This window comes from Paenibacillus sp. FSL R7-277 (genome assembly GCF_000517965.1).
Classification (GTDB): Bacteria; Bacillota; Bacilli; order Paenibacillales; family Paenibacillaceae; genus Paenibacillus_AQ; species Paenibacillus_AQ silagei.
Map to the genome: position 1 here is coordinate 15,272 of NZ_ASPX01000020.1, position 22,463 is coordinate 37,734.

A 22,463-nucleotide genomic window follows, 5' to 3' on the forward strand; every position below is an offset into this window, starting at 1 on the left:
GCATGCTACCGGACTTGTAGCATGCGCTCTAAGGATGTTCTGGCTTTGTCGGCGACTGCAGGCGGTACATAGATCTGCGGCTTCATCGTCTCCAGGCATTTGACCAGCTTTTTCAAATTATTTACCTTCATATTAGGACATACCAGGAATTTGGTGGCAAAATGAAACTCCTTATCCGGGCTGTCCAGCCGCAGCTGATACCCGGTTCCATCCTCAGTACCCACAATAAACTGCCGGCGGTCCGATTTCCGGCAATATTCCAGAATTGAGGTAGTGCTGCCCACATAGTCCCCCATTGCCACGACTTCCGGGCGGCATTCGGGGTGTACAACAAATTCAGCTTCCGGGTATTTGGCTCTCATCTCCATGACATCCTTGACGGTAAGCATGTCATGAGTATTGCAATAGCCCTCCCAGATAATCAGCTTCTTGCCGGTCTGATCCTGCACATATTGACCCAGATTCTTATCGGGCACCCAGATGATTTCTTCAGCATCGAGTGATTCGATCACCTTCACCGCATTCGCTGAGGTGCAGCAAATATCTGTCTCCGCCTTAATCTCTGCAGAGGAATTGATATAGGTTACTACCTTCGCATTGGGATGCTGCGCCTTCAGCTTACGCAGCCCATCCACATTGACCATGTCAGCCATCGGGCAACCAGCACGTTCATCAGGAATCAGGACCGTCTTGTTCGGCGCCAGAATCTTGGCGCTTTCCCCCATGAAATGAACGCCGCAGAATACAATTACATCTGCCTCTGTCTCCGCCGCCTTCTGGGCCAGCAAAAACGAGTCTCCCCGGAAATCGGCAACTTCCTGAATTTCATCACGCTGATAATAATGAGCCAGAATAATAGCATTCCGTTCCTTCTTAAGCTGTTCGAGGCGCACACGAAGTTCACGATTCTGTTCCTGCTTGCGCTCAAGCGCCAGAGCTTCCACGGTCAGTCTCCCCCTTATGTCTTCATGGCTTAACGCCAATACATTTCTTATAAATGATAAATTTAATATTTATTCACTAATGTACACAACGTTCCACCCCCTGTCAATCTAAGCGGGCGCTCTGTTTCAGAGAGAAACCGGAGGACAAGTTGCCGTGTGAAACATATACATTCTTATATTTTAAAAGAAAAGCCCGGAGAACCAGTGGTTCTCCGGGCTAGATTACACAATTTGCTGCGATACAGCTTAGACCAGGCTTCCGCCGCCCTTATTCCCGTCATCCGGTCCGTTGCCCTCTTCTGGGTCCGGCTTGTTCGGAATATCCTTGGACAGGTCTAATGGGGATTCCTCGCCAGTTTTGCCTTGAATCCGGACACGCACATCACCGATGGAATCAATGATCGGCTCGCCCGCTTCATTGGTAATGGCCTCGCCTTCTTCTGGCTTGCCATCCTCGCTCAGGTAGCCTTGCTCAATCAATTCTGTGATCTGATCAAGCTCCAGCGTTTCCTTCTCAAGCAGGGTGTTGGCAATCAGGTGCATTTCTTTGGAATGCTTGGTCAGCAGCTCTCTGCAGCGCTCATAGCTGCTGCGGATAAGGTTCTGCATTTCCTGATCAATCTCATAAGCAATGGAGTCACTGTAATTCTGTTCATGTCCGATATCCCGGCCCAGGAAGACTTGGCCTTGGGTTGCACCGAACTGCAAGGGCCCAAGCTTATCGCTCATTCCGTATTCCATAATCATCGCACGCACAATGCGCGTAGCCTGCTGGAAGTCACTGTAAGCGCCTGTGCCGATTTCGCCAATGAACATTTCTTCAGCAACGCGTCCACCAAGCAATCCGGTAACCTTATCCAGAAGCTCTTGCTTGGTTACGATCATCCGGTCTTCCTTAGGAAGCATAATAACATATCCGCCGGCACGGCCGCGCGGGATAATGGTAACCTTGTGAACCACATCAGCATGCTCAAGGAAGTAGCCGGCAATGGTATGGCCTGCTTCGTGATATGCGACAATCCGTTTCTCGCGGTCACTGATGACGCGGCTGCGCTTCTCGGTACCGACGATGACACGGTCAATCGCTTCATCCACTTCACGCATCGTAATGTCCTTGCGGTTACGGCGTGCAGCAAGCAATGCCGCTTCGTTTAGCAGGTTCTCCAGATCGGCACCAGTGAAGCCGGTAGTACGCTTGGCGATAACGTCAAGTCTTACATCCTTGGTCAGCGGTTTGTTGCGGGAGTGAACCTTCAGTACAGCTTCACGGCCCTTCACATCTGGACGGTCAACCGTAATCTGACGGTCGAAACGTCCCGGACGGAGCAGCGCCGGGTCAAGAATATCTGCGCGGTTGGTAGCCGCGACAATGATAATGCCTTCGTTGCCGCCAAAGCCGTCCATTTCAACGAGCAATTGGTTAAGGGTCTGTTCCCGTTCGTCATGTCCGCCGCCAAGTCCTGCGCCGCGCTGACGTCCCACAGCATCGATCTCATCGATAAAGATAATACAAGGAGCGTTCTTCTTCGCGTTCTCGAACAAGTCACGTACGCGGGATGCGCCGACACCGACGAACATTTCCACGAAGTCGGAACCGGAGATGCTGAAGAACGGAACGCCCGCTTCCCCTGCAACTGCACGGGCCAGCAAGGTTTTACCTGTTCCCGGAGGACCTACAAGGAGTACCCCCTTCGGAATCCGGGCACCCACCGCTGCGAATTTGCGGGGGTCCTTGAGGAATTCAACAACCTCAACCAGCTCTTGCTTCTCTTCGTCAGCTCCTGCAACATCCTCGAAGCTGATCTTCTTCTTCTCTTCATTATATAACCGGGCCTTGCTCTTGCCGAAGTTCATCACCTTGCCGCCGCCGCCCTGTGCATTATTGAACAGGAAGAAGAACAGGATGAACATGATGACCAGTGGAATCATGGAAGAGAGGAATGTCAGCCAGATGCTGTCACCTTCCATTTTCTTTTGGCTAAGTTCTATGCCGTTCTTATCGCTGGCAGCCACAAGCTCGTTAAGGGCCTCGTCTGTAGGAGGAACATAAGTGGAGAAATTCTTCGATTTAGCCTCGGGTGGCAGCTCTTTATATTCGCCAGTAACCAGAAATGCATTCCCCTCAAACTGAACCGTCATGCTCTTCACATTATTGTTCGAGATCTCCTGCCGCAACTCATCATATCTAGGGAGATCGGCGGATTCATTTCCATTGCTTACAAACTGGACTATGCCCACCACGACTAAAAATAAAATCAAATAAAAACCAGAATTCCGGATGAACCGATTCATCCCCTACCTCCTCTCGCAACGCTCAAGTTATTGTACCATAGCCTGACCGGACTCCTCAAATTGTCAGGAAATCCAGAAAAGTGATCCGTAGATCTAAGGCTGTCGGGTAGTTCATTTGGTATAAATTTCAGGCTTCAGTACACCTACATAAGGGAGGTTCCGGTACAGCTCGGCATAGTCCAGTCCATAACCTACAAGGAATGCATCAGGAATCACAAAGCCGGTATACTGGGCTTCAAGATTCACTGCACGGCCCGAGGGCTTGTCGAACAGAGTGACTACATTGACAGAAGCGGCATTGCGCCCCTGCAGCATGTCAATCAGATAGCTGAGTGTAAGGCCACTGTCGATAATATCCTCGACAATCAGAACATCACGGCCTTCAACCGATGTGTCCAAATCCTTGATGATTTTGACTACGCCGGATGATTTGGTTGTACCGCCATAGCTGGATACCGCCATGAAGTCCATTTCAACGGGTACTGTAATCACTTTAACCAGATCCGCCATAAAAATAAACGCACCTTTGAGTACACAAATCACTAAAGGTGTGCGGTCTGCATATTCCTTGCTCAGCTGGGCGCCAAGCTCCCTGATTCTTTGTTGAATTTCATCTTCGCTGATCAAGATTTCCTGAATATCATTCTGCAACTTGCGAACCTCCTAAGATATACTTATGAAAGACTTACTTCGGCCATTACGATTCTTCGCCCTGTTCCAAGTCTTCCAGGGTCAGGAGCAGAACTGAGGCCGTGTGCCGCCCAACTGCGGCATGCACCGAGCGCCTTACGCCCGGAATCCAGACGATATTGCCGAGTGCATCACATACGAGGGGAATTGCAGGCCGTTCGGAAGAAGGTATTTTATCATCAATGTAAATATCTTTTACCTTTTTGCTTCCGTTTAATCCCATAACCCTTATGGTATCTCCAGGCAACCGGGAACGAATGGTGAGCGGCAGGACAAGATCGTCCCCGTCAAACCAAGCCGAGTTCTTCCCGTAATCCTCCTCCTGTGCAGAAAAAACTTCCCCCGCAAGCCCCCTCATCGTCATAACCTTTCCTATCTCCATCAGCTTAATCCGGGGATGAGTCAAAGACAGCCGGTATGTATAGCTTACCTGCCGGGTCAAGGGCTTGGACGAGAACACAATGGTATCATATTGCCGCACGCAGACATAACCGCCACCCATATCCAGCGTCCAGACGGTAGGGTATTCCTGCAGCGTTCCCCGGCGTACTGCTTCAATCTTGGAAAAATCCATGAATGATGAATCCGCCGACAGATAATTTAATATTAGTTTAATCAAACGCCGTTGTAAAGCGGAGGGTATGGCCGCAAAGGCAGCTCTTTTCAAGGTGTATTTTCCATGCTCGGTGAAAACCAGCTCATCAAAGCATTTTGCCGCATTCGCCTCCATATATTCATCTTCCGCCGAGGCAATTTCAGCCAGCTGCAGAAGCGATTGTCTCACTCTCGGATTATGCTGCTCCAGCATAGGGAGCAGCTCCAGCCTGACTGCATTCCGCTTGTACTGCGTCAGGAGGTTGGTCGTATCCTCCGCATAAGCCAGGCCCTCCTCCCGGCAAAAGCCGACAAGAGCCGTTTTGTTAATACGCAGGAAGGGGCGGATGAGTTCCACCTTTTTTTCGGTCCGTTTCCAGCGCATGCCGGCAAGGCCCGAAGGCCCGCTCCCCCGCAGCAGCCGCATAAGCACCGTCTCGGCCTGATCGTCTGCATGATGGGCCAGCGCCACCGAACGCGCCTGATAACGGTGTGCGGTAGCAATCAGGAACTGGTAACGCTTCTCCCGTGCAGCCCCTTCCGGCCCAAGCCCGCTCTCCTTAATGATGGACGGAATATCGAATTCGCCCAGCTCGAAGGGAATACCCAGCTCGGCCGCGAGGTCCCGGACCAGCTCTGCTTCCTCAACCGACTCGGCTCTGAACCCGTGATTGACATGGGCGCAGATCAGCGTCAGCGGCATCCGGGTCAGGGATATCTCATGCAGAATACGCAAAAGAGCCACAGAGTCCGGCCCTCCGGAAACTGCGACTACAATGGTGTCATGGGGCGCCCACAGCTCATATTCAGCCGCAGCCTCCATTACGGATTCCACCAGTTCCTTCCTGTGCTCCATAGGGGCTTCCTTTCCTGCCATCCCTTACACGGCCTGCTCCGGCGGTCAGCATCTTGTGGATTATGTACGATTTCAGATCTCAGAAACGGAACACCCAGTATAGCGTGAATGCCAGCAGAAATAAAGACAGCGCGAACGCATTTTTGAGCCAGCGCGGGGTCGCCATCGTCTCGTGTCCGGTCTTCCGTCCTCTGTAGATGTGGCTTCTCCAGATCTCTGCTGCCTGCGCGGAACCGGGAAAACCGCCTTTGAGCGCGAGGCATAGCCAGGAGGACAGCTTCTTATCCGGCAGCTCCCGGGCCAGCTTCATCAGCTCCTCTACGCTCCTTGTCTGCGGCAGCTGCTGGGCGGCAGACTTCAGCCCTTCTTCATTAAGCAGACGCAGGCACAGGACGGCAAAAGCAAACAGGTCATAGCTCTGGTCGCCTGTCCGGCTGCCGGCATTCCAGAATCCGCGGTCATGCCATTCGGTGAACTGCTTCACGCTCCGTCCGATTGGACTTGCCCCTCCGTAATCAATCAGCTCGGCTTCCCCGTAGCTGGATACCATGACATTCTCCGGCTTCAGGTCCCCGAACACGAAGCCGCACTCATGCAGCGTCTGCAGCTTCTCCAGAATCGTCATTCCGACAAGCCCCAGCCAGGAGGCACCGTTCCTGGACAGGAAATGGTGCAGCGGCCTTCCTTCCACATAACGCATCACATAAAAGGGGGTATGGTCCCGGTCCTTGAAATCATCCGATTCCAGCAGATAGGAGGATAGCGGCGATTCCTTGCGGGCCCGGTGCTCGCTGCGCTTACGGCAGGACTGCAAGGAGGTCAGCACGTTAATCTCAGACTGCAGCTCCAGCGTATCGTATCCGATCTTGAGCGCATACCGCTCCCGTCGGCCTTCCCGCTGCACCAGATATACGGTTCCGTTTGCCCCCTTCCCCAGCACACGCTCCACGACATAACGGTTCCCCCGCCATTTGCCGGTAATCACTGTGCCTGCCGGATAGGATGGATTAGACGACATACCCATCAATCATCCCTTCTCTTGCCCCGTCATCTTCCCCTGGAAGATAATTACGATGTTCTTCCAGTTTATCATACCGGTAATGTTCCAGCACCTTGAAAATAGCCGGCCCGGTCGGCGTAGCCCCCCGCATCTTCAGTCTGGAAAAGAGGGAGCGGACCTCGGACACATTCCGGGTCCAGTCGATATCCAGCATGGCATCCTCACTGCCGGAGCGTCCGGGAAAATGGAACACGGCAATCTCGCTGCGCCCTTCCCGGGCCTCCAGACTGAGCGCCAGATCACGGATGGCGTCCTCCACCGCGCCAAGCTTCGGCTTCATACTGGCGCTTGCATCAATTAAAAGCGCAATGCGCAGCGGCGAGGTCTCGGTCAGCTCATCGACCACGGTAACCACCTGTGAACGCTGCTGCGGAGGCAGCTCCGCCAGTGAGCCGTCGCCGAGAATTTTTTGCACCTCTTTATTAACCGCCTGCTGAATGGTCTGAACCACCGTCTTGCGTGTCATCATCTGAATGGTCTGGGCCAGCTGCGGGGTTCCCACGATCCGGCTGATCCCGCCCCCTGCCTTGGCAATATCGGCAATCTCCCGGCTGCCCAGCTCACCGATGGTTCCATAATCCACGACCCCTACAACATTGACCGTGATGCCCTCCTGACGGGCGTGTGCTGCCGCCAGCACCGGACTCTCCCCCACATTCGAACAACCGTCCGTGATCAGCAGAATTTGCTTCATGACCGTTCCTCCCTTCCTTGTCTAGTTACTAGCATTGCCAAGGTTGAGAGATTTCAAACGCCGCCTATAGCTGAAAAACTTCGGAATGAAGTCAAGGTGAGGCAAGGGTCACTGCAAGAATTGTGGACTTCCGATCGCTGTTGTCTTCCGATTTCTTGATTTACCAAAAACCATTTAGCGGTTGAAATCAGAAGACAAAGGCGAACGCTAACGCTTCTGCGGCTCCAAACTTTCTCACTCCAACACCCAGGTATCTTCAGCGTCAGACTGCATTTCGTACAACATTTTCAGCTTAATCAGACTTAAACTCAAGTGATACCCACCAATCGTATCGCAACTGCGTTAGCTAACCGTACGCGGGCGCTCCATCCGGCCTACGCCGGGCATATGCAGGCTGGACCATTCCGGGTGGTAATGATCCACACGACTGACTACGATGGTCATATCATCATGGACCTCATTGCCCTGATAGCGGATTACCTTATCCAGCAGCTCGTCCGCCATATCCTGCGGGTCATCGCCCTCCAGCTCCTGAATCAGACGTTTCATCCATATCTCCTTATTAACGGCATATCCGGGCGCATCGTAAATACCATCAGTCATCATAATGAGAATATCACCGGGGCGAAGCTGCATGGTGACCAGATCCACTTCGATATCTTTGATGATGCCGATCGGCAGATTGCTGGCCGTCACAGGGATCACCTCGCTGCCCCGCCGGATGAAGCTTGGAGCGGAAGCAATCTTCATGAAGATGGTCTGCGCCGAATACTGGTCGATCAGCGCCATATCTACTGTCGCATAGAATTCATCCGGGGAGCGCAGCAGCAGAATGGAGTTAACGGATTTCACCGCCAGCTTCTCATCCATTCCCGATTGCAGCAGCTTCTCCAGCATAGATAACGCAGCGCTGCTCTCCATCCGGGCCCGCTCCCCGTTGCCCATTCCGTCACTGATGGAGACGGCGAAGGTACCGTTACCCAGCTCCACCGTACTAAAGCTGTCCCCCGACAACATATCGCCTCCCATGGCGGTTGCAGCTACGCCGGAGCTAATCTCGTAAGCCTTGGCCGAGCCAAAGGTCACCATCGACAGGCCCTCACGGGGATGGACGGCGGTCTCACTGACCACTGCGATATTCTCCTCCAGAATATCCGAGAGCAGCGGGGCAATCATTTTGCGGCATTCATCGAAGCCCCGGGTGTAGGCATGCACGACTTCAATCTCTACCCGGCCGGGATCTAGACTCAGAATCTCAATGCTGTGAATGGAGAGGCCCAGCTTCTCCAGCGCCTCCCGGATCTGGCTCTCCTGCCGGTACATCGCCTGCCCTTCCCGCTTAATCTCCTTCGCCAGGTCCTCCATGACCTGCGAGACTCCGGATAATTGCTCGGCCACAAATTGGCGGCTGTCGTATATTTGCCGCTTCCAGCGCATATCATGCTGGTATAGCTCATATTGGCCCTTCATCACCTCAAGAACCTCCCCCGTCCTGCCGCAGATCCGGCTCCACTCCGGCGGTAGCTGGGCAGCGGTAATGTCCGGGCACTCCTCGACCGTGGTCATCATGTCCGTCATATACCTGTAGGTCTGATAGAACTTGGCATCCCAGCAGTGGGTCCGCCGGATGCATCCGGCGCAGGCTCCCTCTGTTACCGTATTCATAAAGTCCTCCATCTCACGGTCGCTTTTGCCCGCCTCTGCGGCCCGGGGAATCTGCCCGAAGCTGCTGGAGAGCTGCTGGAATACCTGCGAGAACTGGGTCACCCGGTCTGCTGTAATATCCCGGACCCTCCGGGCATATTCATGCTGGGAACGGCTGTGATCGGCTGTGCCTGGTACATATTTGGCAATGGCAGTAATCATCCCCTTAGGTGTTAGAAGAAACAATACTACAGCTGCACAGGTCTCCCAGGTAGAATTCATGACATCGCCCGGTCCCATGAAGTATACGGATAGAATCGTTGATCCCAGCAGCATCCCGATGGAGACCGCCCCTTTGCGTCCGGACTGCATCATGCCTGCCAGCATCCCGGAAAAGGCCAGCAGGCTCATTTGATAGATGGCTCCGATATCGGCCAGACTGAGAATTAGTCCGGTCACTACACCAACCGCAGCACCAAGCGGCGCTCCTCCGGCCAGGGCAAAGATCAGAATCAGAAACCGCGATAAAACATGCTCCAGCGATAGACCGTTAATGGTCCAGCCGACAAGGCCAGTCATGACGGAAGCCAGCAAAATGATCAGACAGAGTACCTCCTCATTGCGGAGTGCCCTGCTTTTCTGCTTATAGGTGAATAAAGGAAGCGCCTGCAGGAATACAAGCGTCAGCACGAATCCGAGTATGGCATCAATGGCCGCCATCATCAGCGGATACCACGTGAGCGAAGGACCGATAACGACCTGGAACAGTCCCACCATAAACGAAGCTACGAACACCATCAGAGGGGCATAAGACAGATCCACCCGCTGGAAGTTCTCCAGCCCTTTGTAGATCAGATAAAAAATAATCAGCTCTGCCGCAACCACGATGGCACCCGGAAATGGGGTGAAGAGACTGCCGAGCACGATGGCTGCGGCCACAGGCAGCATGGAATCCCTGCGCATAAATACAATGACGGCGAAATAAGCAGCAGCAAACGGGGTAAGCTCATCCAGGATCATAGCCCGTCCCAGCAAAAAGCCCATTAGGCTAAGCAGCAGTACCCACTTCTTGACCGCGATGAACTGGATAACCGGCAGCTTGGTGCCCCACACCTTCAAGCGCGTACCTAAGGCTTCTTTCTGATTTTTGTCTTTGCTTCCTGCTCTTGTCCACTCCGGCAAATTCACCACATTGCTTTTACTCATTCCCTGCACCACCCGTTTATGAATTTTATGGTTCTCATTATATAGTGGGGGTCTTAAGAAAGTTTGTCAGAAACGGAGAGCAATCTGTAAAAAATTTCCGACAAAAAAGCCTGTCCCGACATTCTGTGGAAAAGCCTCCCAATCCCATACGGGGTAAAAGATCGGCTGCGGACTGCCGCAGTCAGACTGCCGGTTGCAGGTAGTGGCCGCGCGGACATTCGTCAGCGATTGCCCTAGAGTTATGTGAGAATGGCATAGATGCTGTCGGCAATTTGTTCAAAGCCCGACAAAAATAGCCGGGAGCTTGGGCGCGCGGTATAGAGCTGGGGTGGGCTTGGGCTGCTCATACTCTGCGTTGCGAGCAAATTGTAATCGGTTTTCCGATTACATTTGGTCCGTACACCTCCACGTTGCCGATTGTAATCGGTTTTCCGATTACATTTGGTTCACACGCCTCCATGCTGCCGATTGTAGTCGATTTTCCGATTACATTTGGTCCGTACGCCTCCACGTTGCCGATTGTAGTCGGTTTTCCGATTACATTTGGTTCACGCGCCTCCAAGCTGCCGATGGTGTTCGGTTTTTGGCCTACATTCGGCCTGCGGGCACAAACACAAAAAAACCGCGAGGGGCGCAACACCCCTGCGGTTATTTATGATGTGCAAGACTCAGATTATACGCGCTTGGCTCCACGGCCGCCGCGCTTTCCTTCTGTGTTCTTCTTGATCGAAGATATCCGTTCTTCGCTGTCTTTCAGGAAGCGTGACATTTTATCCTCGAATGAAGGTTTACCGGCTGCAGGCTTGAATGGACGCCCACCCCGTTCACGATTGAATCCACCGCCGCCTCCGCCACTGCCGCCACCACCGCCGAAACGGTCTCCACCGCTTGGACGTTCAGGTCTTGGAGCTCTGGGGGGACGTACTTCCGATGCCGGCTTATCAACGGCTTGCTTAATGGAAAGTCCGATCTTGCCGTCCTTGTCAACATTGATCACCTTAACGGTTACTACATCCGCAATCTTCAAATGATCGTTAACATCCTTGACGTAGTTATCGGCGATCTCCGAGATGTGAACGAGACCTGTGACACCTCCTGACAGATCCACAAATGCTCCGAAATGCGTGATGCCTGTCACCTTGCCCTCTAACTTGGTGCCCACTTCAATTGCCATAGAATAAAATGATCCTCCCTTAAAAATATACAGACGAATATAATGTCCATCCTGTCTGCGGTGATTTGATTATACAGTAAAGAGCAAAGCAAGGCAACACAGCGTAAGCCTCTTTTCGCCTGCTTTTATTGCCCGGATTGCTCGGTACGGATAGGGGATTCCCCTGCAGGATACATATTGTACCATTTACGCGCTAATTGTCCGATATACTCATCGTCATTCAGCCGCGAGACCTCATATTTCAATTGATTCATCGTGGCTGTTACACTCTCACTGTTCTCTTTCTTACGGGCGAGCTGTTCGCTCTTGTCGGCGATTACTGCGCTCTGGGCAAAGAAAGTGAATCCGGCCCAGCCGAAGAAAACAGCCATCACAAGAATCCATATAAACTTTCTTCTCTTCGCGCCTGCGGCCGAAGCACTCTGGTTCGTATTCTTCTCTTCCGCAGAGAATCTGTTCATTCAGCTTACCTCCAGTTCCAGGGTTCAAGGTCAGCGCTTCCGCCACCCTGATATCCACTCGGTGATCCTCACGATCCGGGCGCTATGAACGAACCGGGATGCATACGGAGAGACCCACCTTACAGGAAGTACCCAGATTGGCTTGGTTAGACGCAGCAGCAGCTTAAAAATATAAAGAAGGACCCGGCCGAGCAGCAGTACTGTTCCCTTAACCAGGCGCCACAGCCAGAGAATCGGGCCTCCGATGACTATGGCAATGAACCGCCACAGCATCCTGCATACATACTGAACTGACTGAATTAACCTTACCACAAAACGCTGCACCGTAATACTGAAGATCAAAAAATAGATCCATACACCTAGAAAGAGGCCAAGAACGACATAAAACCTCAATTGTCCCTGGTTTCCGGCATAAAGCATGCGAAAGACCAGCAGGGCCGCCCCTATCCAATACAGCAAATCCAGCAGCGCATTCAGCCAATTGGGAAATCTCAGCTTCTGCGACAGCACCCGGTAGCTGTCATAGGCCAGTCCCATGGCAATGCCGGACAGAATCATATAGAGCAGGGTGATCCATTGAACGGAGGGATTCATTTAAACAGCTTGCGGAGAATCCCTTTATTTTTGCCTTGCGCCCCGGGGTCCAGATAAATCAGGGAATGAACATTGCCTTCAAGGGACAGCATTCCATTCTCCAGACTTAAATTCTTGATATGTAAATGAGTCCCCCGAATGGTCAGCTCACCAAGTTCTGTACTCAGCAGAAACTCTTCACTGTCAAAGCTCTCCACATTCTGCACACCGGTAAGCTCAATCTGCTTGCGGCTGCGCATGTGCAGATCATGCTGTTTGTTGACTTTGGCTGGCTCGATCATAGCATGTACCCCTCCTTCTTGGTTCTAATCTATGAAGGAAGGACAGGGTATAGAACAGGTGAAAACAACAAAATAACCCCACAAAGTGGGGCTTTAGCTTAGATGATGACTCAGGTACTTTGCGGGGACCCCAAAACATATAAATACTTATCTTTTAAAAAAGAGGCATCCCGCTCCGCCGTCTTCCGGCTTCAGGAATACCTCTTCACCTTATGCTGCAATCATTTGCTACCAGTCGAGTCCCGTGCTTTTGGCAACAGGCTCTTCACGGAGCAGGGTATACATTCCGGCGGCCTCGTCCTTGCGGGTGGTTTCCACCAGCTTTTCCACTTTGACCGTCACAAGCTTTTGGCCGAACTGCACGGTAATTTCGTCACCGATCTTCACCGTGCTGCTCGGTTTGGACTCCCGTCCATTGATCAACACCCGGCCCTGTTCGGACACATCCTTGGCCACGGTGCGGCGCTTGATCAGACGGGAGACCTTCAGGAACTTGTCCAGACGCATTAGTTAACGGCTTCTTTGAGCTTGTTACCTGCCTTGAAGGCCGGCACTGTGGATTCAGGAATTTCGATAGGTGTGCCCGATTGCGGGTTACGGCCGGTGCGGCCGGAACGTTTGCGCGTTTCAAAAGTACCGAAGCCGATCAGCTGTACTTTATCTCCGCTTGCGAGAGCTTCTGTAATTTCGCCGAGCATTCCGTTAAGTACGGTTTCTACGTCTTTTTTGGCCAATCCGCTTTTCTCGGAAATGTTGTTTACCAGATCTGTCTTGTTCATAATTTGAAGTTCCTCCTAGGATACAAAAAATAAATGAAAATCAGGTTTACCGGAGAATCACGGCAAATCGTCATTTCGTCTTTATGATATTCTGGATTCCGCCCTCAATTCCTGCCACGATCCGCCGTTTTTTTTGAAAAAGTAACATCGTGCGTAGGATATGGGGGTTATAGCACTATAACATTATAAACCTCTCAATGCATTTTAAATCAGAGATTCGCGCCAATAGTCACAGCATTGCCGTGAAACGCGCGGGATATACGCCGAAGACTATAATTCTAAAATCTATTGCTTCCGCTCTTCTGTCTTGGCTTCCTGCCAGAGGGCCTCCATCTCTTCGAGCGGGCTGTCCTCCAGCCGGACCCCCTGATCCCGCAGACGCTGCTCAATATACTCGAAGCGGGATACGAATTTGCGGTTGGTGCGGGTCAGCGCTTCTTCCGGATCGGCTCCGATGAAGCGGGCCACATTGGTGGCTGCGAACAGCAGGTCGCCCAGCTCCAGCATCTGCTCCTCGGCGGACTGTCCCGTCTCAATCGCTTCCTGAAGCTCGTCAACCTCCTCGCGGATCTTGGCCAGCACATCACTGGTGTTATCCCAGTCGAAGCCGACGCGGGACGCCTTCTTCTGCAGCTTATACGCCTTCATCAGAGCCGGCAGATCCCTCGGAACCCCGCTGAGTGCGGACAGGGCTTCGGGCTTCACGCCTTTGCGCCGCTTCTCCTCAGCCTTCATCCCTTCCCAGTTCTGCAGCGCCTCCTCGGCATTGCCCGCCGCCTGATCGCCGAATACATGCGGGTGGCGGAACAGCAGCTTCTCATTCAGCCCCTCAATGACATCGTAGACACTGAAGGTTCCCAGCTCCTCTTCCATCTGGGAGTGCAGCATAATCTGGAGCAGCAGGTCGCCCAGCTCTTCCCTCATATGGTCCGGATCATCCTCGTCAATCGTCTCCAGCACCTCATAGGTCTCTTCGATCAGATTTTTGCGCAAGGATTCATGCGTCTGCTCACGGTCCCAGGGACAGCCCTCGGGGCTCCGCAGAATATCGACAATCTCATGCAGCCGGGCAAAGGTGCGGTTACGTGCTTCATCCGCACGGCTCGCCGGAACATATACCAGCGACAGATTACCATAGCCGTCCAGCCGGTCCAGCTCGTACAGCGGCACCCGGAGAATCTGCTCCTCGCCCTCCACGCCAAGCGCATGTGCGGCAATGACCTCATACTCGGGCGGGTACAGCTCCATCAGGCAGAGCTTGGTCTCGGACGCAGTGAAGCTGTCATAGACCTGCCCGATCAGGGTGTGCAGCTCCGGGTGAAGCTGGGAGCTGCGGATACCGGAGGCGTCCAGCAGCTGGAAGCCTTCAATCGGATCAAAGCCCAGACGGACGAACGCTTCATCCAGGAAGCTCTCGCCGCCGAGGATATTCAGCTCAATGCCCGCCTCCGGGCAGCGCCCGCGCAGCAGGGAGACGGCGGATTCGGCCACCATGGGATGCCCCGGCACGGCATAGACGATCTCCGTGCCCTGCGGAGCGGATGCAGCCTTCTCCATTAGCGTTGCCGCAATGGCTTCATAGACCTCAGGGAAGGACGACAGCGACTCATACAGCCCGTCGAAGGACTCCCAGACGATCTCCATCTCCGCCAGTGCAGCCATGACAGGATGCTCTGCGGTCCGCACGTATACGGCCGAGGCCGCCTTCAGCTTCTTGATAATGCCCAGTGTCAGCCGGTCCGGGTTCCCGGAGCCCAGGCCGACGATCGTTAATGTTGCGCTCATGCCATTCTGCTCCTTCCAGGCAGCCGCGTCCTGCTGTTCGCGAAAGGCGGCTGCGCTATGTATCTATTGAGCTGCGCCTTATGGGAACAGGCGCAGCTTCTTCAGCTTGTCCGCTAAGCGCGGGCCGAAGCCCGGAAGCTGGCGCAGCTCGCTCTCGCTGAGCAGCCGCAGCGCCACTGCGCCGAGTGCGAAGACGGCGCAGCCTGCGAGCACGCCGAGCAGGCTCTGCGCCAGGGCCGCGGTCCGCCCGCCGCCGAAGCCGGCGGCGTCTGCCGCCCAGGCTGCGCCGTGGCTCACGGCCGCGGCGGCCAGCCCCAGGCCCGCGAGCAGCGCCGCGGGCTTCAGCAGGACATCTGCGGCGCGCAGCCGCAAATGTCCCTGCCGGTAGAGCAGCAGCACGTTCAGCGCTGCTGCGAAGAGATGTGCGGCCACGCCAGCGATGGCCGCACCGGTAATGCCCTGCTGCGGGACGAGCAGCAGGTTGAGGGCCGCCTTCAGCAGAGCGGCGGCCAGCAGGGTCAGCGCCGGCGCGCGCACGGCGCCCAGGCCTTGCAGCAGCGCGGCGGAGATGATGCTGACCGTGCCGCCCGCGGCGGTGAAGGCCAGCCAAGTCATCGCGCCGCTGCCGGCGGCGTCCCCGTACAGAGCCGTGTTCACCGGCTCGGCAAGCACGGCCAGGCCTACGGAGGCGGCCAGCCCGAGCAGCCAGAACCAGCGCAGCGACAGCGTGATGCGCGTGCGGATCAAGGCCTCATCCCGCTGGTACTTCGCTTCGGCCAGTGCCGGGATGAAGACGACCGAGAGCGAGGTCGCCAGCATCGTTACGATCTGCACGAGCGGCAGCCCGCGGTTATAAATGCCGAACTGGGCCATCGCCGCCGTCTCGCTGCTCCCGCTCCCCGCCAGCAGACGGGGAACTGTGAAGACATCGACCAGTCCGATTAACGGAACAGCCAGCGCACCAAGCATCACCGGGAGGCCATAGGCTAACAGCTCGCGGGCAGGAATGCCCTGCTTATCCCTTCGTACGGCCGATGCCGTTCTGTTCTGAAGCGGAGCTTGAGGCAGCCTGTCGGGCAAGCCCCGGCGGTGGCTGCGCCAATACAACAGCATCACGCCGAGACCGGCGATCCCGCCCCCGGCTGGACCCAGCATCGCACCCGCAGCGATTCCTGCCGCATCTGCGCCAGCGCCTGTTAGATACAGCAGAAGCGCGATCATGACCGCCACGCGTACCGACTGCTCGACCACCTGTGACACGGCGGTCGGCATCATATTATGCAGTCCCTGGAAGTAGCCGCGCAGCGCCGCCATCAGCGGCACCACCGCCAGCCCCCAGGCGCTGCTGCGCAGCGCCTGGACTATATGGGAGCTGCCGACCCATACCGCAATGAGCGGAGCCCCGGCGTAGACCAGAATGCCGAGCACCAGGCCGCTGGCCGCTGTAATTCCGGCGGATAGCAGCAGGACCCGCCGCCCCTTCTGCGCGTCCTGTGCCGCCGAAGCCTCGGCCACGAACCGCGAGATGGCGGCAGGCAGCCCGAGCATCGCCACCGTAACCAGAATGGTATACAGCGGATAGACCGTATTGTAGATACCGAACGCGGCGTCCCCGCCCAGATTCTGCAGCGGTATCTTCTGGAGCGTACCGATCAGTTTCGAGAAAATAGCTGCCGCGCTAAGAATAAAAGCGCCCTGCAGCAGCTTCGAGCCTTGCGAATTGGATGTCATCGTTTACCTGCTTCTACAGCCATAACTGCCATAATATAGAGCTTGCTTTAACCTAAGCAAATGAATTTCTATATTATAACTTATCTAAGGGTAGAAGTGTAAATGGCTATGCGTCTATTCCTTAGCGGGCCGATTCACAGCAAAAACCCGCCATTCCCTACGGTCATAATAACCAAAGGAAAAGCGGGACTCTCCAGCACCAGCTGATTACTGCTCCATTTGCTTGCCCAGGAAGGCTGCGGCTGTCTCCGCCATTTTCACTTCCATCTGGGCCATCTTGACTGAATCATCCTTATTCAGCAGCACTACGCAGCCGATCGGATCTCCTCCAGAGATAATAGGCGCTGCCACATAAGTGGATAACAGCTCCGTGTGGTCCTTGCTGATGTCATAGCTGCCTGCATTGGTCTCAAGCATCGTTTTACGGCTTTCCATTACCTTTTCCAGCAGCACACCCACTTGCTTCTCCAGATAATCCTTCTTGGAGCCGCCGGCGAGCGCGATGAACGTGTCCCGGTCCGTAATCATGGTAATATGCCCTGTTCCTTCATACAGCGACTCTGCATATTCCTTGGCGAAATCGCCCAATTCACCAATCGGTGAATATTTTTTCAATATAACCTCACCATCGCGGTCAACAAAAATTTCCAGAGGATCGCCCTCACGAATCCGTAAGGTGCGTCTGATCTCTTTGGGGATAACAACTCGTCCGAGGTCATCAATACGTCTTACAATACCAGTAGCTTTCATTTCAAATGTTGCCCCGCTTTCCTTAAGATGTATGGTCCAACTACTGTCCATTATGGGAATGGTTAATCCCGGTGATTTATCGTAATATCTGACCATAGTATTCATCTCTTCCCAGTTCCTTATACATCCGTCAGTCCGCATATAATTGTTCATGGAGAATGAGAACGCCCCGGCCCGGCATCATTCCAGTTATGATCACAAATAGTCATTTCTATACCGCCGCAGTATTTTCCCCGTTTTGCTCTATTGCGGCAAAAAAAACCGCCCGGATGCATGGCGCATCAGGCGGCTTGTCCAGCCTAAATTTATTTAGCGGCTTCTGTAGCAGCCGGTGTATCTGTAGCGGCTGGCGTGTCACTGCCCGCAGCCGGAGCCGGTGTGGCTGTGGCTCCCGCGCTGCCTGCAGCAGCTGAGCTCTTCGGCAGATTGATTTTAATCTCCAGACTGTCCAGTTCCTTCTCCAGGAAGGTCTCCAGGCTGGCAGAAGCGGCAGAGTTCTTCACAGCCTTCAGCTGGTCGGCAGTCAGCGTATCGAAGGTAGTGTCCTTACGGGCTTCCACCTTGATAATGTGATATCCGTAGGTAGTCTTGACCGGCTCACTGATCGTATTCAGCGGAAGACTGTGGGCCGCAGCCTTGAACTCTGCTACATATTCTACCAGAGCCTTGTCCTTATATTCACCGCCGGTTTCCTTCGTGCCGGTATCATCCGAGTATTCCTTGGCAACGGCTGCAAAGTCTGCCCCGCCATCCAGCTTCGCCTTCACTTCCTGGGCGCGCTTCAGCGCATCGGCATCCGTCCGCTCTTTACCGGCGCTATCGGTCAGGCCCACCAGGACATGGCGCAGAGTAGCCACACTATAATCAGCCTTGGTGGCTTCATAATGGGTCTTGACCTGCTCGTCCGTTAATTTCAGCAGCATGTCCTGATATACGGTAAGTACGCGCTGCATATAGGAACGCAGGTCCGACTCGCTTAGATCCTGTTCCTTCAGCGTGCTCTTGTACTTATCGCCCAGCGCAGTCTTGATAGAGCCGATCTGAGTATCGACTTCCTTCTCCGCAGCCTTCTTCGCTTCATCCGTGGCCTTGTCCGCCAAGTATTCGAACGCGACCTCCTGCTTCAGGATGGACTCCTTGAACATATCGATCTCCAGATACTGCGCCTGCTCGGGGGACAGGAATTTCATTACGCGGGTATCCAGATTGAATTCCTTCTGGGTAATGGTGCCGCCCTTATACGTTGCCACCGCAGTATCATCACTTTTATTGCTGCAGGCAGCAAGCATGGAGAAGGACAGGGCTGCAGTCAGCGAGACCACCAGTACCTTCCAGGATTTTTTATTTAACGACATTGTGTAATTCTCCCTTCGATTTTAAAGACTGTTTGGCTGCCGCCAGGAATTGCTCCAGCACATCCAGCAGCTCCTTGTCACCTAAATCCTTCGCTTTGATCCGGATCGTTGCCTTGGCATCCTTATCAAATTGTACACGCCTTTCGAAGCTATTACCAACTTTGGCGAGCTTTGCCGTATCAAACGCCCCGAGGCTGCCCTCGTGGAAATTAAGCAGGGCATCATCCCCGCGCCGGACCATGGATTCCATGCCGTACAGCTTGCCATACACCTTCAACCGGGCCACAGAGAGCAGATTAATAACGGCTTCCGGCAATTCGCCGAACCGGTCCAGCAGCTCATCCTCAAGCTCGGAGGCATCTTCGAAGGAAGCCACAGCAGCAACCTTCTTATAGATTTCTATTTTTTGGATACTGTCGTAAATATACTCGGAAGGAAGATACGCGTCAATCGACAAATCAATGACCGTATTCCCCTGCTTCAGCGAAGTATCCTCCTCGCCAAGCACGCTCACCTTGCGTTTGCGGATTTCCTCCGCCAGCATCTGTGAATACAGGTCGAAGCCGACCGAGGCAATGAAGCCGTGCTGCTCCGCCCCCAGCAGATTGCCTGCTCCCCGGATGGAGAGATCGCGCATAGCAATTTTGAAGCCTGAACCGAGCTCGGTGAATTCCTTGATGGACTGCAGGCGCTTCTCAGCCACCTCGGTCAGCACTTTATCGCGCTGGTAGGTGAAGTAGGCGTAAGCAATCCGGTTGGAACGGCCGACGCGTCCGCGCAGCTGATAGAGCTGGGACAGACCCATTTTGTCAGCATCATGAACAATCAGTGTATTTACATTAGGAATATCGACACCGGTCTCTATAATACTGGTGCTGACCAGCACATCATACTCTCCGTCCAGGAAGTCGAGAATCGTCTTCTCAAGCTCCGATTCCGACATCTGTCCATGCCCGATACCCACTCTTGCCTCCGGCACCAGCATGGAGATCTGCGCCGCCATTTCCTGAATCCCCTGTACACGGTTGTACAGATAATAGACCTGCCCGCCACGGGCCAGCTCGCGCTCCACTGCTTCCCGGGTCAGCGTCTGGCTATGCTCCACCACATACGTCTGTACGGGAAAGCGGTTCTCCGGTGGTGTCTCAATAACTGACAGGTCACGCACCCCGAGCATCGACATATGCAGCGTGCGGGGAATCGGTGTGGCTGTCAGAGTCAATACATCGACATTGGTCTTCAGCCGCTTCAGCTTCTCCTTGTGGGTCACGCCGAAACGCTGCTCTTCATCGACAATCAGAAGGCCGAGGTCCTTGAAGACCAGATCCTGTGACAGCAGCCGGTGTGTGCCGATAATAACATCCACTGTCCCCTGGCGTACTCCCTTGATCGTCTCATTCTGCTCCTTGCGGCTGCGGAACCGGCTCAATACCTGAATATTCAGCGGATAATTGGCGAAGCGCTCACGGAAGGTCTCGTAGTGCTGCTGCGCCAGAATCGTCGTCGGCACGAGCACAGCCACCTGCTTGCCCTCTATAGCAGATTTAAAAGCAGCCCGGATCGCCACCTCTGTCTTGCCGTAGCCTACATCACCGCAGAGCAGCCGGTCCATCGGACGGTTCTGCTCCATATCCTTCTTGATCTCTTCGATCGCCCGCAGCTGGTCACGGGTCTCCTCATAAGGGAACATCTCTTCGAATTCGCGCTGCTCCTGCGTATCCTTCTCGAAGCCATAGCCAAGAGCGCTCTGGCGCTCTGCGTACAGCTTGATCAGATCATCGGCGATATCCTGAACCGAGCTCCGTACCTTGCTGGTCACCCGGGTCCATTCATTGCCGCCCAGCTTATAGACCTTCGGCTCCTTATCTTCCGAGCCGACATATTTCTGAATCAGGTCAATCTGTTCAATCGGAACAGAGAGCTTGTCGCCTCCAGCATAGAGGATATGCATATAGTCGCGGTGAATGCCGCTGACCTCAAGCGTCCCGATGCCCATATATTTACCGATCCCGTGATTCTGGTGAACCACATAATCCCCAATCTTCAGCTCGGTATAGCTCTTAATCCGTTCGGCATTATCAATGCCCTTCGAGACCTTACGCGCCTTGCGCTGCTTCTGCGAGAACATCTCACCTTCAGTGATCACCGCGAGATGAATCGAAGGAAGCTCGAAGCCGGAGCCCAGGTTACCCTGCAGGATCGTCGGCTCCTCGATGCCATAGTCATCCAGTACCCGGCGGATACGCTCCATCCGCTCCTCGCCGTTCGCCAGCATGATTACCTTCACGCCGGACTTGTGCCAACGCTCCATCTCGGACTTCAGCACATTCATCTGGCCATGGAAGTCCTGCATTCCGCGGCTGATGAAGCCCAAGATATTCTGTGGCTGAATATGCGGAACCTGACGCAGAAATATCGACATAAACAGGCTCTGGAACGGACGCTGGTACATAATAACCTCGCTGTCGACAGAGAGCTGCAGCTCAGGCAGCGTCTTGCCGTTCTGCAGCAGGTGCAGATTCCATTCCGACTCATCCCGCTCCAGCTGCTTGGCGGTCTCCAGAAGTCTGGCCGGCTCATCCAGGACAAGCAAAGTATCCTGAGCCATATAATCATACAGATGAATACGTTCAGGGTAGAGCAGACTGATATATTTATAGACTTCCGGGAAATAGGTGCCCTGCCGCAGCATCTCCAGCTCCCGGCCCATCTCCTCACGCAGACGCAGCTTGGCCTGACGGTCACTCATCTTCTCAAGCTGCCGCTCCAGCATTGCAGACGCAGCGGTAGAAGCCGCATCCTGGCGGAGCTGATCGAATATAATCTCCTTGGCCGGTGTAATCTTCACACTGCGGACCTTATCGATGGAGCGCTGATCCATAGGATCGAAGGTGCGGATAGAGTCTACCTCATCATCAAACAGCTCCACCCGGTAAGCCAGTGGAGAGGTCATGGGATAGAAGTCGATAATACCGCCGCGTACACTAAGCTCACCGCGGTTCTCTACCCGCTCCACCCGCTCATAGCCCATCTCAATCATAGACATGAGGAAGTCATCCAGTGGCAAGGTTCCGTCCTGCGAAACCGTAAGCTGGGCTTCAGCCATTACATGCGGAGCGGGGAGCAGCCTCCGAACGCCGGAGTAGGGAACGACCACAATCCCCCGGAAGCCCTGGGCGCAGCGCGTCAGCACATCAATCCGCTGGGCCAGCGTCTCCGGGCTTGAGACAGCGGCCTCAGCCGCCACCAGCTCATTCGCCGGGTAGAGCAGCACTTGCTCCGGGGAAAGCGCTTCCTGCAAATCATCAGCCATCTTCTGGGCTGAGAACATATTATGGGTCACAACCAAGAGCGGACGCTGCGTCTCCTCATGCAGGGCAGCCAGCATGATTTGTCTGGCCGAGCCGGACAGACCGGAGATAAGCTGTTCCTTCATCCCTGCTGCGATGCCACGGGTGACAGACTGGAAATCAGTATCCTTGGAAAAAGCTTCTATAAGACCTTGTAACAACAGGTGCACCTCTCTTACTAAACAGGCTGACAGCAGCAATGCCGCTATCACCTATTATAATT

Annotated in this window: 18 protein-coding genes; all 18 read right to left on the reverse strand. The window is 54.3% G+C overall.

Translation table 11 applies throughout. The features are described 5' to 3' along the window. Nucleotides 1-5 precede the first annotated feature (5 nt). The 18 genes from nadA to mfd all read right to left on the reverse strand — a co-directional run bounded on the left by nadA (nt 6) and on the right by mfd (nt 22,401). Entirely contained in the window at nt 6-944 is a 939-nt protein-coding gene (gene nadA, locus C173_RS08105; RefSeq protein ID WP_036723934.1) for a quinolinate synthase NadA, read from the reverse strand. A gap of 246 nt (nt 945-1,190) precedes the next feature. Next, nucleotides 1,191-3,236 carry an ATP-dependent zinc metalloprotease FtsH gene (ftsH, locus tag C173_RS08110; protein WP_036723935.1) on the reverse strand — a complete coding sequence of 682 codons (2,046 nt, stop codon included), beginning with the start codon at nt 3,234-3,236 and terminating at the stop codon, nt 1,191-1,193. 111 nt (nt 3,237-3,347) lie between these two features. Next, a complete protein-coding gene (gene hpt / locus C173_RS08115; protein ID WP_036723938.1) occupies nt 3,348-3,887 on the reverse strand; it encodes a hypoxanthine phosphoribosyltransferase in 540 nt (179 codons plus the stop codon). A gap of 46 nt (nt 3,888-3,933) precedes the next feature. Next, a complete protein-coding gene (gene tilS, locus C173_RS08120; protein ID WP_442792622.1) occupies nt 3,934-5,397 on the reverse strand; it encodes a tRNA lysidine(34) synthetase TilS in 1,464 nt (487 codons plus the stop codon). Between the two features lie 58 nt (nt 5,398-5,455). Next, entirely contained in the window at nt 5,456-6,394 is a 939-nt protein-coding gene (locus C173_RS08125; protein ID WP_442792623.1) for a serine/threonine protein kinase, read from the reverse strand. Continuing rightward, complete coding sequence (locus C173_RS08130; protein WP_036723943.1) at nt 6,384-7,130, reverse strand: hypothetical protein; 747 nt, start codon at nt 7,128-7,130, stop codon at nt 6,384-6,386. The genes C173_RS08125 and C173_RS08130 overlap by 11 nt, the downstream gene beginning before the upstream one ends. A 342-nt stretch (nt 7,131-7,472) precedes the next feature. Then, entirely contained in the window at nt 7,473-9,980 is a 2,508-nt protein-coding gene (gene spoIIE / locus C173_RS08135; protein WP_036723945.1) for a stage II sporulation protein E, read from the reverse strand. Between the two features lie 673 nt (nt 9,981-10,653). Then, nucleotides 10,654-11,154, reverse strand: a complete 501-nt coding sequence (locus C173_RS08140) for a S1 domain-containing RNA-binding protein (RefSeq protein ID WP_036696437.1) — start codon at nt 11,152-11,154, stop codon at nt 10,654-10,656. A gap of 125 nt (nt 11,155-11,279) precedes the next feature. Further along, nucleotides 11,280-11,615: an FtsB family cell division protein gene (locus C173_RS08145; protein WP_036723947.1), complete on the reverse strand. Its 336-nt coding sequence runs from the start codon at nt 11,613-11,615 to the stop codon at nt 11,280-11,282. A gap of 30 nt (nt 11,616-11,645) precedes the next feature. After that, a complete protein-coding gene (gene yabQ, locus C173_RS08150; RefSeq protein ID WP_036723948.1) occupies nt 11,646-12,209 on the reverse strand; it encodes a spore cortex biosynthesis protein YabQ in 564 nt (187 codons plus the stop codon). Beyond that, nucleotides 12,206-12,490 (reverse strand): sporulation protein YabP, encoded by a 285-nt coding sequence (yabP, locus tag C173_RS08155; RefSeq protein ID WP_036723950.1) that lies wholly within the window; start codon nt 12,488-12,490, stop codon nt 12,206-12,208. Before yabP ends, yabQ begins: the two co-directional genes overlap by 4 nt. A gap of 228 nt (nt 12,491-12,718) precedes the next feature. After that, the gene (locus C173_RS08160) at nt 12,719-12,997 is read right to left on the reverse strand and encodes an RNA-binding S4 domain-containing protein (RefSeq protein WP_036723951.1); all 279 of its coding nucleotides are present in this window, start codon (nt 12,995-12,997) and stop codon (nt 12,719-12,721) included. Further along, nucleotides 12,997-13,269: an HU family DNA-binding protein gene (locus C173_RS08165; protein ID WP_036723954.1), complete on the reverse strand. Its 273-nt coding sequence runs from the start codon at nt 13,267-13,269 to the stop codon at nt 12,997-12,999. Before C173_RS08165 ends, C173_RS08160 begins: the two co-directional genes overlap by 1 nt. A gap of 285 nt (nt 13,270-13,554) precedes the next feature. Continuing rightward, a complete protein-coding gene (mazG, locus tag C173_RS08170; protein ID WP_036723956.1) occupies nt 13,555-15,054 on the reverse strand; it encodes a nucleoside triphosphate pyrophosphohydrolase in 1,500 nt (499 codons plus the stop codon). A gap of 78 nt (nt 15,055-15,132) precedes the next feature. Then, nucleotides 15,133-16,785, reverse strand: a complete 1,653-nt coding sequence (locus tag C173_RS08175; RefSeq protein WP_036723959.1) for a putative polysaccharide biosynthesis protein — start codon at nt 16,783-16,785, stop codon at nt 15,133-15,135. Nucleotides 16,786-16,992: 207 nt separating this feature from the next. Then, the gene (gene spoVT / locus C173_RS08180; RefSeq protein WP_036723994.1) at nt 16,993-17,535 is read right to left on the reverse strand and encodes a stage V sporulation protein T; all 543 of its coding nucleotides are present in this window, start codon (nt 17,533-17,535) and stop codon (nt 16,993-16,995) included. 305 nt (nt 17,536-17,840) lie between these two features. Next, nucleotides 17,841-18,890: a peptidylprolyl isomerase gene (locus C173_RS08185; protein WP_036723960.1), complete on the reverse strand. Its 1,050-nt coding sequence runs from the start codon at nt 18,888-18,890 to the stop codon at nt 17,841-17,843. Next, nucleotides 18,877-22,401 (reverse strand): transcription-repair coupling factor, encoded by a 3,525-nt coding sequence (gene mfd, locus C173_RS08190; RefSeq protein WP_036723961.1) that lies wholly within the window; start codon nt 22,399-22,401, stop codon nt 18,877-18,879. The genes C173_RS08185 and mfd overlap by 14 nt, the downstream gene beginning before the upstream one ends. Nucleotides 22,402-22,463: the final 62 nt, after the last annotated feature.

What these genes read in the sequence shown, in the direction of transcription:
- ftsH (WP_036723935.1), bottom strand. Translation starts at nt 3,236, where the DNA reads ATGAATCGGTTCATCCGGAATTCTGGTTTTTATTTGATTTTATTTTTA.
- tilS (WP_442792622.1), bottom strand. Translation starts at nt 5,397, where the DNA reads ATGGCAGGAAAGGAAGCCCCTATGGAGCACAGGAAGGAACTGGTGGAA.
- C173_RS08125 (WP_442792623.1), bottom strand. Translation starts at nt 6,394, where the DNA reads ATGTCGTCTAATCCATCCTATCCGGCAGGCACAGTGATTACCGGCAAA.
- C173_RS08130 (WP_036723943.1), bottom strand. Translation starts at nt 7,130, where the DNA reads ATGAAGCAAATTCTGCTGATCACGGACGGTTGTTCGAATGTGGGGGAG.
- spoIIE (WP_036723945.1), bottom strand. Translation starts at nt 9,980, where the DNA reads ATGAGTAAAAGCAATGTGGTGAATTTGCCGGAGTGGACAAGAGCAGGA.
- C173_RS08140 (WP_036696437.1), bottom strand. Translation starts at nt 11,154, where the DNA reads ATGGCAATTGAAGTGGGCACCAAGTTAGAGGGCAAGGTGACAGGCATC.
- C173_RS08145 (WP_036723947.1), bottom strand. Translation starts at nt 11,615, where the DNA reads ATGAACAGATTCTCTGCGGAAGAGAAGAATACGAACCAGAGTGCTTCG.
- yabQ (WP_036723948.1), bottom strand. Translation starts at nt 12,209, where the DNA reads ATGAATCCCTCCGTTCAATGGATCACCCTGCTCTATATGATTCTGTCC.
- yabP (WP_036723950.1), bottom strand. Translation starts at nt 12,490, where the DNA reads ATGATCGAGCCAGCCAAAGTCAACAAACAGCATGATCTGCACATGCGC.
- C173_RS08160 (WP_036723951.1), bottom strand. Translation starts at nt 12,997, where the DNA reads ATGCGTCTGGACAAGTTCCTGAAGGTCTCCCGTCTGATCAAGCGCCGC.
- C173_RS08165 (WP_036723954.1), bottom strand. Translation starts at nt 13,269, where the DNA reads ATGAACAAGACAGATCTGGTAAACAACATTTCCGAGAAAAGCGGATTG.
- mazG (WP_036723956.1), bottom strand. Translation starts at nt 15,054, where the DNA reads ATGAGCGCAACATTAACGATCGTCGGCCTGGGCTCCGGGAACCCGGAC.
- C173_RS08175 (WP_036723959.1), bottom strand. Translation starts at nt 16,785, where the DNA reads ATGACATCCAATTCGCAAGGCTCGAAGCTGCTGCAGGGCGCTTTTATT.
- spoVT (WP_036723994.1), bottom strand. Translation starts at nt 17,535, where the DNA reads ATGAAAGCTACTGGTATTGTAAGACGTATTGATGACCTCGGACGAGTT.
- C173_RS08185 (WP_036723960.1), bottom strand. Translation starts at nt 18,890, where the DNA reads ATGTCGTTAAATAAAAAATCCTGGAAGGTACTGGTGGTCTCGCTGACT.